This window comes from Streptosporangium sp. NPDC003464, assembly GCF_053588315.1.
In genome coordinates this window covers 19,767-32,086 of record NZ_JBSFPS010000099.1, presented here as the reverse complement: position 1 = coordinate 32,086, position 12,320 = coordinate 19,767, and the positions used below count along the sequence as shown (strand labels likewise).

General features: G+C 73.4%; 10 protein-coding genes. 5 read left to right on the top strand and 5 right to left on the bottom strand.

Annotated elements, in window-relative coordinates; all coding sequences use genetic code 11:
- Positions 1-106: 106 nt before the first annotated feature.
- The gene (locus ACWDS7_RS22420; RefSeq protein ID WP_451930842.1) at positions 107-493 is read right to left on the bottom strand and encodes a hypothetical protein; all 387 of its coding nucleotides are present in this window, start codon (positions 491-493) and stop codon (positions 107-109) included.
- 134 nt (positions 494-627) lie between these two features.
- On the opposite strand from ACWDS7_RS22420, the gene ACWDS7_RS22415 reads away from it, so the two are divergent.
- Positions 628-1,998, top strand: coding sequence for an APC family permease (locus ACWDS7_RS22415; RefSeq protein WP_451930841.1), 1,371 nt, complete (start codon positions 628-630; stop codon positions 1,996-1,998).
- 178 nt (positions 1,999-2,176) lie between these two features.
- On the opposite strand, the gene ACWDS7_RS22410 is transcribed toward ACWDS7_RS22415, so the two are convergent.
- A complete protein-coding gene (locus ACWDS7_RS22410) occupies positions 2,177-3,412 on the bottom strand; it encodes a hypothetical protein (RefSeq protein ID WP_451930840.1) in 1,236 nt (411 codons plus the stop codon).
- A gap of 351 nt (positions 3,413-3,763) precedes the next feature.
- On the opposite strand from ACWDS7_RS22410, the gene ACWDS7_RS22405 reads away from it, so the two are divergent.
- Entirely contained in the window at positions 3,764-4,129 is a 366-nt protein-coding gene (locus ACWDS7_RS22405; RefSeq protein WP_451930839.1) for an STAS domain-containing protein, read from the top strand.
- Positions 4,130-4,303: 174 nt separating this feature from the next.
- Here the strand turns inward: ACWDS7_RS22405 and ACWDS7_RS22400 are convergent, their stop codons facing one another.
- Complete coding sequence (locus ACWDS7_RS22400; RefSeq protein ID WP_451930838.1) at positions 4,304-5,410, bottom strand: ROK family transcriptional regulator; 1,107 nt, start codon at positions 5,408-5,410, stop codon at positions 4,304-4,306.
- A gap of 45 nt (positions 5,411-5,455) precedes the next feature.
- Between ACWDS7_RS22400 and ACWDS7_RS22395 the strand changes: the two genes are divergently transcribed.
- A complete protein-coding gene (locus tag ACWDS7_RS22395) occupies positions 5,456-6,637 on the top strand; it encodes an MFS transporter (RefSeq protein ID WP_451930837.1) in 1,182 nt (393 codons plus the stop codon).
- 317 nt (positions 6,638-6,954) lie between these two features.
- The gene (locus tag ACWDS7_RS22390) at positions 6,955-7,926 is read left to right on the top strand and encodes an alpha/beta hydrolase (protein WP_451930836.1); all 972 of its coding nucleotides are present in this window, start codon (positions 6,955-6,957) and stop codon (positions 7,924-7,926) included.
- On the opposite strand, the gene ACWDS7_RS22385 is transcribed toward ACWDS7_RS22390, so the two are convergent.
- Entirely contained in the window at positions 7,868-8,977 is a 1,110-nt protein-coding gene (locus ACWDS7_RS22385) for a helix-turn-helix domain-containing protein (protein ID WP_451930835.1), read from the bottom strand. The genes ACWDS7_RS22390 and ACWDS7_RS22385 overlap by 59 nt on opposite strands.
- A 121-nt stretch (positions 8,978-9,098) precedes the next feature.
- Positions 9,099-9,890, bottom strand: a complete 792-nt coding sequence (locus ACWDS7_RS22380; protein WP_451930834.1) for an acyl-CoA thioesterase domain-containing protein — start codon at positions 9,888-9,890, stop codon at positions 9,099-9,101.
- A 144-nt stretch (positions 9,891-10,034) separates the two neighbouring features.
- Between ACWDS7_RS22380 and ACWDS7_RS22375 the strand changes: the two genes are divergently transcribed.
- On the top strand, positions 10,035-12,299 hold the full coding sequence (locus ACWDS7_RS22375; RefSeq protein WP_451930833.1) for a polysaccharide lyase 8 family protein: 2,265 nt from the start codon (positions 10,035-10,037) through the stop codon (positions 12,297-12,299).
- Positions 12,300-12,320 lie beyond the last annotated feature (21 nt).

Below are 12,320 nucleotides of genomic sequence, written 5' to 3'. Positions count from 1 at the left end.
GGGGCTCCGAGGACGTCCGGCACGGCCGTCGCGCCGCGCTGCCCCCCGCAGGCGGAGCGACGGCCGTGCCAAGAGTGCCTCCTCTTCCGAGGAGGCACGGGCTCCGCTAGGCGCAGGCGCTGCCGAGCTTGGCGGCCGCCTCCTGGGTCTTCTTGCCGATGTCCTGGAGGGCCGCGGCGGACGCGGCCGGGTCCTTCTCGTCGACCTTGAAGGAGGCCCAGGTGGCGGAGAAGTCGTTGAGCGCCGAGGCCAGCTCGCCGTCGGCCTTGCCGGCCAGAGCCTTGAGGCTGTCGGCGAGCTTCTGGTTCGCCTCGTTGTACTTGCTGAGGTCGGTGCCGAAGGAGGCCACGGACGAGCCGTAGTCGGTCATCAGCTTCGTCGCCTCGGTGCAGAGTGCGGCATTGCCGGACCCACCGCAGGCGGCGGTGAGGGAGATGAGAGCGGCTCCCGCGAGGGTGGCGGCGATCCGGCGGGAGAAGAGGGGGCTACGCATTTCTGCCTTTCATTGCTTCTTGTGACGGACGAGACACTAGGGAGCCATCCTTGCGGATCACTTTCATGCCGCTAACAGAAACAGACCAACATTACGGAGGGTGATTATCGCGTCGCGTTGGGTAAGGGAAGTGCATGGCTGAGGCGATCATTGGTTCTGGTCCACCCCAGCACTCGCTCAAGCGGGTGATCGGGCGCAGGGCCCTGCTGCTGTTCGTGGTAGGCGACATCCTCGGCGCGGGGATATACGCCCTGGTCGGGAAGGTGGCCGGCTATGTCGGCGGGGTGCTGTGGCTGCCCTTCCTCATCGCCTTCGTGCTGGCCGCGCTGACGGCGTCCGCCTACGCCGAGCTTGTCGGGAAATATCCGCAGGCCGCCGGAGCTGCGCTGTATGCAAATAAAGCGTTCAATATTCCTTTTGTCACGTTTGTCGTGGCCTTCGCCGTGCTGATGAGCGGGATCACCTCGGCGAGCGCCGCGGCCCGGGCGTTCGGCGGCCGATACCTGGGCGAGTTCGTCACGCTGCCGGTGGTCGTCGGCGCGTTCATCTTCCTGGGCCTCGTGACGCTGGTGAACTTCGCCGGGATCTCCGAGTCCGTCAAGGTCAACGTCGTCCTGACGGTCATCGAGGCGTTCGGCCTGCTGGTCGTCATCGCGATCGGGGTCCACGCGCTGCTGTCCGGAGACGGCGAGCCCGCCAGGGCCCTGTCGTTCCACCCGGCCAACGGCGCGTTCCTCGGCGTCCTGGGCGGCACCGCCCTGGCCTTCTACGCGCTGCTCGGCTTCGAGGACTCGGTCAACCTCGCCGAGGAGTCCAAGGACCCGCAGCGCGACTATCCCCGGGCGCTCTTCGGGGGCCTGGTCGTGGCCGCGACGACCTACATGGCGGTGGCGTTCACCGCGACCATGCTGGTCGACACCGAGACGCTGACGGACTCCTCCGGCCCGCTGCTGGAGGTCGTCAAGGTCGCGGGGCCGGCCTTCCCGCCCAAGCTGTTCGCGCTCATCGCGCTGCTCGCGGTGGGCAACACCGCGCTGATCAACATGCTCATGGCCTCACGCCTGGTGTACGGCATGGCGCGCGAGGGGATCGTGCCGAAGGTCTTCGCGGCGGTCCATCCCACGAGGTCCACCCCGTGGGTGGCCATCGTGTTCACCGTCGGCATCGCGGCGGTGCTGGTCGCCACCGGCGACGTGAGCAGCCTCGCCGACACGACGGTGCTCCTGCTGCTGTGCGTGTTCACCCTGGTCAACGTGGCCGTGCTGGTCCTCCGTAAGGACCGCGTGGAGCACGACCACTACCGGGCGCCGAGCTGGATGCCCGTGGTGGGCGCGCTGGTCTGCCTGGTTCTGGTGCTGCCGGTCACGGGCCGCGACGGCGACGTCTACCTCCGCGCGGGCGTGCTGGTGGCCGTGGGTGTGGTTCTCTGGTCCGTGAACCGGCTGTTCCTGCTGGGAGGGGACGGTGGTCCCGGGGGCGTCTCAGAAGGGGAGAGTCCGTCCTGAGGGCGTGCGCAGGTCGAGCGGGGCGGGCTTACGGGGCGGGCGGGGCGTATGGACGATTCGGACCCTTTTCATCTCTTACTCCTTTTTGTTGGAGTTTGAGAGAGACTACGCCAGCCCACCGACAGTTACGCGCCTCTCCCGACGGCCGCGCCGTGGGCCGGCGGGAGGTCCGGCGGCCTCAGCGCCGGAGCACGAAGTCCTCCTCGTCGTCGCCGACGCCGACCGACCCCACCGTCCACAGCGCCCCGGTGCCCGGCACCCGGGCGATGCCGGTGCGGTTGACGTCGTCGGTCTCCGCGTACTGCTGGTCGTCGTCGTGGGCCCGCAGCAGCGGACCATACTCGCGCGACCACCTCGCGCCGTCGAAGCGGAGGAAGAGCACCTGCCCCGAATGGTCGGCGTCGACCCCGCTGATCCACAGGTCGCCCGGCCCGGAGGCGGTGACGCCGTGCAGGGCGCCGAGGCGGACCGGCACCTCCACCCGGCTCCAGCTCGACCCGTCCCAGCGCAGGACCAGCGGCTGTCCCGCGCGCTCGCCGGGACCGGTGACGACCTCCCCGACCGCCCACACCTCGGACGGCGAGATCTGCCAGACCCGGTTGAGCCGGCCCCCGGGGATCTCGGGCGTCCGAGCGGTCTCCCATCCGCCGCCGGCGGTGCCATGCAAGATCAGCGGTGTGTTCCGCTCGCTCGAACCGGCCACCCAGACGTGCCCGTCCTTGGCGGTGACCGCCCTGAGGGCGCCGCCGGTGCTCAGCACGTTGCGGAAGCCCCCGCCGGCCCACTCCAGGACCACCGCCTTCGACGGGCCGTTCGCGGCGAACCACGCCGTGCCGCCGGCTGTCGCGACGTCCGCCATCCGGTAGTCGTCCGCCACCCCGAAGGGTCTCTCCCAGGCCCAGCGCCGCCCGTCCCAGTGCGCGGCGGAGGCGCTCCCGCCGTTGCCCACCACCCACACGTCATCCGGCCCGGCCGCGCTGACCCCCTCAAGGCGGTAGAGGTCGTCCCCCGCCAGCGGCACCTCGCGCCAGCGGCTCCCGTCCCACCGGAGCGCGGCGGGCGTGCCCTCCCGGTCCTCGGCGCTGTTCTTGAACCCGACGGCCCAGGCGTCACGGGGCCCGGTCGCCGCCACGTCGAGCAGCGCGGAGCTCCCCGGCAGTTCGGCGCCCTCGGCGGTGGCCCACGCGGCCGAGGCGGTGACCGGCCCGGTGGCCGCGCCGCTCGGCGCGGGGCTCACGGATCCCGTGCGGCCCGGCGCGGGGGTCCGCGAGAGCGCCGGGGTCCGCGGGGGCGTGGGGCTCCGCGAGAACGTGGGGGCCGTCCCCGGCGCGGGCGCCGCCGTGCGGTCCGGGCCGCACCCGGCCGCAAGAGACATCCCGATGAGCGCGACCGCCGCCAGCCACGGCTTTCCCATCCCGGCCATCCTCCCAGTCTGCCCGCCCGTCCGCCCCGGAGACCTGTCGCCGGGATCACAGGTCGGTGCCGGAATAGTCCCGTGTGTCCTGGGCACCTCAGACAGGTGAGGGAGAAGAGAGGCTCCGGTCCTCGCAGGCACGCGGGCTGCCGTGGAGCGGAGATCCCGCAGGCTCAGGGTGGGGTGTCGCCGGGCACGACGGAGGGTGTGGTCAGCGCGTCCGCTACCGGGGGCCGAGCTCCGGCGGGCCGGGGTGCGGGGACGGGGAGCCCGCGCGCCCGGCCTGGCAGAGGCATTTGTCCCATGTGGGAAAGTTGGATGGCTGGGAGAGGCCGGGGTAGAGGGTTGATCATGTTCGTGGGAAAAGAACCGGAGTCGAGTTTCACCGCCACGTCCGGGCTGCACGGCACGACGCTCGTCGTGCAGGCCAGCGGTGAGCTGGACCACTATCACACCCCGGTGTTACGGGCGGAGATGGATCGGGCGTGGAAGGCCCTGCAGTCGCCGACCCTCATCCTCGACCTCTCGGACCTCACCTTCTGCGACTCCTCGGGGATAGGCGAGCTGCTCCAGGCGCGCCACCACGGCCAGGTCGAGGGAGTCCGGTTCATCATCACCGGCATCCAGGGGAACCTCGCGCGACGGCTCAACCTCGCCGGCCTGACCCAGGTGTTCGAGGTGTTCCCCTCCGTCGCCGAGGCGCTTGAGGCCGCCTAGGAGCGCACCGGAGATCGCGGGCCAGGCCCCGTGCGGCCGGCCCCGTACGGCCGGGCGCACCCACAGCCGGGCTCAGTACGACCGGCCCCCGTACGGCCAAGCGCACCCCGCGCCGGGCGATCCGCGTCTCCTGAGGGATCGGATCCCGCAGCGGCGTGACGGTCTGTCGGCCCGCTAGGCGGGCACCTCGCCGAAGAGGTCCCGGTGGGCGATGGACAGGGCCGTGAACAGGGCTCCGTGAAGGATCGCGTTGCCCTCCACCGTGCTCGCGCGGACCTGGGTCGGGACGGGGGAGAGCGCGGCCAGGTGCTCGCTGACCCGCGCGGCCAGCGCGTCTCCGCCGGAGCGGCCCGTCTTCCCGCCCAGGATGACGAGCCCGGGGTCCAGGACCGCCACCGAGGCGAAGGCCCCCTCGGCGATCCTCGCCGCGAGGGAGTCGTCGTCGAGCCCGGTGATGAACTCGGCGCTCACCAGATCGCAGAACGCCCCGCCCCGCAGGCCGAGGGTGCCGACCTCGCCCGCGGCCCCCGAGGCTCCCCTGCGCAGCCTTCCGTCGAGGGTGACCGCCGCGCCCACACCGTCGTCCAGCCAGAGCAGGACGGAGTCCTTGCGTCCCCGGGCGGATCCGGAGCGGTGCTCGGCGACGGCGGCGAGGTTGACCTCGTTCTCCAGGGTGACCTGCGCGTCGATCCGGTGGCGCAGGGCCTGCAGCAGGTTCGGCCGCCAGCCGGGCACGCCGTTGCCGGTGGCCAGCTCCCCGCTCCGCGGGTTCACCATTCCCGGGGCGCCCACGACGACCGCGTGCACCTTCCGGCCGCCCGCCGCCTCCGCGACGGTCCGGGTGATGATCTTGACCAGGTCGTCGCCGGGCTCCCCGGAGCGCCCGCCCTCCGTGGCGGACGTCGCCCCCGCGGGGCGTCCGGCCTCGGACGGGCCCGCGCCCGCCAGCGGGTGGGTGGCGGAGCCGAGGGTCCGGCCGGTGAGGTCGGCGACGGTCACGTTGACCATGTCGCGCCGCACGTCGACCCCGGCCACGTGGGCGCGGTCGGCGACGATGCCGTAGACGCGGGCGTTGGGTCCCCGCCGGTCCCCGCCACTCTCGCCGACGACCGAGATCAGCCCGTTCACCTGCAGGCGCTCGATGAGGTCCGACACCGTCGGGCGGGACAGGCCGGTGAGCGCGCGTAGCTGGGGAGCGGTCAGGGCGCCGTGTTCCAGCAGCAGGTCGAGGGCGAGGCGGTCATTGATCGCCCGAGCCATCTGCGGGGTCGCGGTCCTCATCTGTCCTCTTTTAATCAGGGAGCCTTCCTGTTAATTTCTAGCATCATGCACAGCGACAATCAACGTGCGCGCATCGCGATCTCGGCGGTGTTCGCCACCCACGGCGTGGTCTCGGGAAACCTGGCGACCCGCATCCCGTGGCTGCAGGAGCACCTCCAGCTGGGGCCCGCCGCCCTGGGCGTGGCCCTGTTCTCCTCCGCCCTGGGCGCCTTCGTCGCCATGCCGATGGCCGGGCGCCTGGTCCACCACTACGGGGGGCGCGCCGCCACCCGGGTCCTGATCGCCCTGTTCTGCGCGGCGCTGGCCCTCCCCACGCTCTCTCCCGGCCTGCCCTGGCTGTGCGCCGCGTTCCTTGTCTACGGCGCGGCGGCCGGCATGAGCGACGTCGCGATGAACGCCCAAGGAGTGCTCGTCGAACGGCGCCTGGAGCGCTCGATCATCTCCGGCCTGCACGGCATATGGAGCGTGGGCAGCCTGACCGGCGCCGGGATCGGGGTGGTCGCGGCGCAGGCCGGGCTCGACGCGCGCGTCCACCACTCGGTCGCGGCGCTGGTGCTTCTGGCCGTCGGCGCCGTGGCCGGCCGCGGCCTGCTCGACACCCGGCCCGAGCCCGGTGAGCAGGCGCCACCCCGGTTCGCCGTGCCCCCGCGGGCGATCCTCGCCATCGGGGCCGTCGGGTTCTGCGCCACCATCGCCGAGGGCGCCAGCGTGAACTGGGCCGCCGTCTACGTCAAGGACGTCACCGGCGCCGGTCCCGGCGTCGCCGCCGCCAGCTACGCGATCTTCGCGCTGGCCATGGCGGTCACCCGGCTGTCCGGAGACCTGATCGTCCGCAGGCTCGGACCGGTCGTGACCGTCCGCGCCGGCGGCCTGATCGCCACCGCCGGCGGGATCGTGATCGTCGCGGCCCGCACGCCGCTGCTGGGGATCATCGGCTTCGCCCTGGTCGGACTGGGCGTGGCGGTGATCGTGCCGCTGTGCTTCACCGCCGGGGGCAACGCCACCGCGACGCCCAGCCTGGGGATCGCGGGGGTCGCGACGATCACCTATCTGTCCGGGCTCGTGGCCCCCGCCGTGATCGGCTGGATAGCCGACGCGACCTCGCTGCCCACCACTTTCGGCCTCCTGGCGGCCGTCACCCTGACGGGGGCCCTCCTCGCCGGGGCCCTGCGCCCCGCGGCGGGCCGGAGCGGCCGTCCCCTCGCGGAGGCCGAGGCGGAGGTCTGACCGTCCGGCCACCCACCGATCAGGGACGGTCACCTAACGACCAGGGACGGTCACCTGCCGACCAGGAACGATCACCTGCCGATCAGGGACGGTCACCCACCGATCGGGGACGGCCACCCACTGGCCCGGAGAGGGGGCCTCCCGGCCCGCGCCGGCCGGATAGGGGTGGACGGCCGCCGACTGGCGGTCAAGTGCCCGCTCATCGCGGCCATGTTGCGGTTGTGGGACGGCCGTGGGCTCACGCATGCTCTGGGCAGGACCGATCGCGCGTACGGCATGCCGTCTTCCCGTAGGTGACCAATCCAGAGGTGAGTGACATGGCGCTTCATCCGAACATCGATCCCGGACTGGCCGAGGCCCTCGGGGCGGGCCCGCTCCCGGTGTCCGACCTGCGCGGCATGCGGCCGGAGGACGTGCCCGGTCTCCGCGTCCAGGTGGAGGCGGCGTTCGCGGCGATGGCCCCCCTGGAGCTGGACGGACAGGTGGCGATCGAGGACCGGACGGTGCCGGGCCCGGAGGGCGCTCCCGACCTCCGGCTGCGGATCTACCGTCCTGCCGGGCAGCGGGGAGCGGTCCCGGGGATCTACTGGATCCACGGCGGCGGCATGATGTTCGGCAACCTGGAGGCGGAGGACCCGTGGCTGGTGGACTACGCCGTCCAGGTGGGGTGCGTGGTCGTCTCGGTCGAATACCGCCTCGCGCCGGAGCACCCGCACCCGGCGCCGGTGGAGGACTGCTACGCCGGTCTGCTCTGGACCGCCAAGAACGCCGCCGAGCTCGGCATCGATCCCGAGCGCCTCGCGGTGGCCGGGGTCAGCGCCGGAGGCGGCCTCGCCGCGGGGACCGTGCTGCTGGCCCGCGACCGGGGCGGTCCCGCGCTGGCCTTCCAACTGCTGATCTGCCCGATGCTCGACGACCGCAACACCACGCCGTCCAGCCACGAGTTCACCGAGGCGGTGGTCTGGGACAGGGCCGCCAACCTCCTCGGCTGGGCCTCGCTGCTGGGCGACGACGCCGGCACCGACGGGGTGTCACCGTACGCCGCGCCCGCCAGGGCGACCGACCTGTCAGGCCTGCCGCCGGCCTACGTCGACGTCGGCGAGCTGGAGGTCTTCAGGGACGAGTGCATCGACTACGCCCAGCGGCTGGTGCGGGCGGGTGTCTCCACCGAGTTCCACCTGTATCCGGGGGCCTTCCACGGCTTCGACATGGTGCTGCCCGACGTGGAGATCAGCCGCCGGGCCGTCGCCGAGCGGATGGTGGCGCTCCGCCGGGCCCTGCTCCGCTGACATCCGCGCGCAGCCGTACGAGTTGGAGGGCCAGGTGCGCCCGGAGGCGTCCGGCGGGGCCGGCCAGGGAGAAGCCGAGGACGGCCTCGGCGCGCGCGAGGCGCGCCGCCAGCGAGCTGTGGTGCAGGTGCACGGCGGCGGCCGCCCGGCGCACCGACCCCTCGGCGCACAGGGCCCGCACGGCGTCCAGCGCCTCCGCGCCGTACGGCCGGCGGGAGAGCTCCTCGACGGCGCGCACGTCGGCGAGGCCGGAGATGGCCTCGTCCGGCACGTGGGTCGCGAAGAGGGCGAGCGCTCCGAGATCGGCCCAGCTCACCACCCGGTCCGCGGGGTGCGGGCCGGTGAAGCGCAGCGCGGTCCGCGCGCCGGCCCAGGAGGCGGCGACGTCCGTCCCGTTCACCGACGGCCCGACGCCGGCGCGCCACGTCCCGGGGAGCCCGTCCACGCAGGGGCTCACCAGCACCGCCGCGATGTCGCCCACCGTGGCCGTCCGGACGTGGTGGTCGGTGGCGCGCAGGTGGACGGCGAGGGCGTCCCCGTCGCCGGCCGGAGCGGCGAGCACCTGGAGCCGGGCGGCGGGCCCGAAGCCGAGCAGGCGCAGCGCCCGTGCCCGCTCGGCCTCGCAGGCGTCGGCCGACAGGGCCAGCTCCACCAGGGCCGGATCGTTGCCCGCCTGCGCCAGGGCGGCGGCCCGCTCAAGCGTGATCTCCGCCGCCACGGCGAAGCGCTCCAGCACGATCTCGTCGAGCCCGTGGGCCCGGCCCCCGCGCTCCATCCACACGGCGCCGAGGGACGAGCCGAGCGGTCGGTCGGCCGCCGACTCGGGAGGAGCCCCGGACCGCTCGGCGTCCCCGCCGGGGGAGACCCGCAGCCGCCTGCCCGTGACCGCGTCGACGAGACCCACGGGGCACTGCGTCAGCCGTGCCGTCGCCTGCAGGAGCACCGGGACACTCGCGTGGTTCTGCACCAGTGAGTCGAAGTAGGCGATGACGCGGACGGCACTCTCCGCGTCGGCGTCCAGAGTCGACAGACGCAGCAGTAATCCCCGCACGGCTCCAGACTAGGCGGCGCGGCCGGCGGGTGCGCCGGATCCGGGGGCCGCCCGTCCGGTGCCCCGGGGGCTCGACCGGCGGCGCGGCCAGGGCGGGTGGGCGGCGGCCGGCTCCACGTCCTCAGCCCGCTTCTTGGCGGCCGAGGACGCTTCCCGGGTTGACCACGGCGGTCACCAGGCAGTAGCCGACCGGGCCCGAGGCGTCGTGCAGCGTGCAGTGGCCGGTCGCGATGCCTCCGTCGCTCAGGTGGCCGCTCGACTCCATGCCCAACTCCTCGCCGACCGGCGGGCGGCTGAGGGTGAGGGTGTAGTCGGCGTTGATGAAGTGCAGGCCCGCCGTACCGGAGTTGCTCAGCGGGCTGGCGAAGTCGGCGACCAGTGCGGCGCGCACGAACGGCGACACCGCCTCACCCTCGACCAGCGGATGGGTCTCCCTGAGCCAGACCCGGTTGGGGCCGGCCTCGGCCCAGTCGGTCAGCCGCCAGAGGTCGAACGGCAGCGCCACGGCGTCCGGCGGGGGCGGGCCGAGCTCCGCGGGGGAGGGCGCGTCCCAGGCCGGGGTGGACCACGTCTCGCCCGCCGGCTGCCCGCTCCCGCGCAGGAGCACGGCACTGGCCCGTGCGACCACGCCCTGCTCGCTCCGCACGGTGGCGTCGGCCACCCGGATCCTGCGGCCCTCCCGCACCCGGACCGTGTCCACGCTCAGCGGCAGGAGCGGGCTGTTGCGGAACAGGTCGACGGTCAGCCGGGCGAAGTGGAGATCCGGATCGCCGTGCTCCGCCTCGATCGCCCTCGCGGCCAGGCCGCCGAGCAGCCGGCCGTGCAGCATGTCCGGTGACCAGGGGCTGCAGGCATGGGGGGCGGGGACGAGCACGTCGTTCTTGAGGACGAAGAACGCACTGTTGTCTTTCACAGAATCAGATTCTAGTGTCCGTGTCCGCGGCGCCCCTGTCCCCGAGGAGGCCGGAGATCTCCAGGTCGGGTCAGGCCGGAGGGCGGTCCGGTCCGGCGGGGAGACCGGTGACGAGGCTCTGGATCTTCACGTGATAATCGACGCGTGAATGGATATTCCCGGCGGATATTTCTCCAGCTCAGCGGTGCCGCCACGGCCGGCGCGCTGATCCCGGGGCATGCCGCGCCCGCGGGAGACGATCCCTTCGCCCTGCTGCGCCGCCGCTGGCGGGACGTGACGGCCGGGTCGGGGTTCGACCCGGCGGCCGAGCCGTACCTGACCCGGCTGGCGGGGCTGGGGGCGGCGGCGGCCGGCTACCGGGACGCCATGGCGCCGACCGGCGCCTCGCTCTGGCCCGACCTGGCGTTCCCCTCCTTCACGGGCACCCCGGCGCGGCTGCGGACCATGGCCCGCGCCTACGCCCTGCCGGGGACCGGCCTGACCGGCGACGTGGGCCTGGCCGCGGCCGTCGCCACCGGCGTCGACCACTACCGGCGGCACGTGTACGCCGCGGGCGCGGACCCGGCCGGCAACTGGTGGGACTGGCAGATCGGCGCCCCCAAGAAGCTCCTCGACGCGGCCGTGCTGATCGGTCCCCACCTGGCCGAGCGGCAGAGCAGGGCACTGCGGGACGCGGTGGACCACTTCCTGCCCGAGTGCCGCCTGGACGACTACAGCGGCACCAGCACCGGGGCCAACCGGGTGGACCTGTGCACGGTGACGCTGCTGCGCGCCGTCCTCGGATCCGACCCGGGCAAGGCCGCGCTGGCCGCCTCGGCGCTCTCCCCGGTCTTCCCCTACGTCCACGAGGGCGACGGGCTCTACCGGGACGGCTCGTTCCTCCAGCACACCTCCGTCCCCTACCAGGGCGGATACGGAGCGGTGCTGCTGTCCGGGCTCGCGACGCTGTTCGCGGTGCTGCGCGGCTCGCCGTGGGAGATCACCGACCCGGCCAGGCAGATCGTTCTCGACGCCGTCGAGAGGTCGTTCGCGCCGGTCGTCCACGACGGCTTCTGCATGGACCTCGTCAGCGGCCGCGGGATCGGCAGGCAGCCGTACGGTGACCACAGGAGGGGACGGGAGATCGCCTCCTCGATCCTGCTGCTGGGGGAGGCGGCCTCCGCCGCCGAGCGGGCCCGCTGGCAGGCCATGGTCAAGGGGTGGGCGCTGCGGAACACCTGCAAGCCCATGCTCAAGGCGGCCGAGGGCAGCGATCTGGGGTTCCACGCCCGTCTCGCCGCGGTCCTGGACGACGACGCGATCCCCGCGGCCGACGAACCCACCGGGCACCGGCTGCTGGCGATGAGCGCCCGCGCCGTCCATCGCAGGCCGGGCTGGTGCGCGGGGCTCAGCATGGCCTCCTACCGGATCGGCCACTACGAGTACGGCAACGGCGAGAACCTGCGCGGCTGGCACACCGGATCGGGGATGCTCTACTGGTGGGGCGAGGGCCACGGCGACCAGTATTCCGACGCCTTCTGGGCCACCGTCGACCCCTACCGCCTGCCGGGCACGACCGTCTCCACCCGGCGGCTGGCCGACGGCGCCGGTGAGGAGTGGGGCGACACCTGCCCGCCGGGCCGCTGGGTAGGCGGCGCCACCGACGGCACCTACGCGACGGTCGGCCAGCACCTGAACGGCTTCGGGAGCACGATGGAGGCCTTCAAGTCGTGGTTCTTCCTCGACGACGCGGTGGTCTGCCTGGGCGCCGGGATCACCGGCGGGGACGGCGTGCCGGTCGAGACCATCGTGGACAACCGCAGGACCGACGCGCCTCTCACCGTGGACGGCACCGAGGGCTGGGCGCACCTGGAGGGGCACGGCGGCTATGTCCTGCCCTGCGCCCGCCTGCGCACGCTGCGCGAGGAACGCACCGGCGGCCCGGACCCGGTGACCCGCGGCTACGTGACTCTCTGGCTCGACCACGGTGTCGATCCCGCCTCGGCCGGTTACGTCTACCTGATCCTGCCGGGGGCCGGCCTGGCGGAGACCCGGGCCCGCGCCGCCGATCCCGGCTGGGCGCGCGTGCTCGCCAACACCGCCCGCCGGCAGGGCGTCCAGGTCCCGTCGCTCGGGATCACCGCCGTCAACTTCTGGAACGACGGGGCCGTCGGCGGCCTGGCCGCCTCCGCCCCGTGTGCGGTCCTCGTCAGGGAGCGCGCCGACGGCACGGCCACGCTGACCGTGTCGGACCCCCGGCGCGAGCTGAGCGGGCTGACCGTGACCTGGGACCGGCCGGTGGCCGAGGTGCTCCACGGCCACCCGCTCCTGACGGGCGCCGAGACCGGGTCGGGGCTGACGCTCGCCTTCGGGCGGCTGGCGGACCGGGGTGGCGGCTCGAAGACGGTCACCGTACGGCTCGGCCGCTGAGCGCCCCGGGCCGTCCCACGT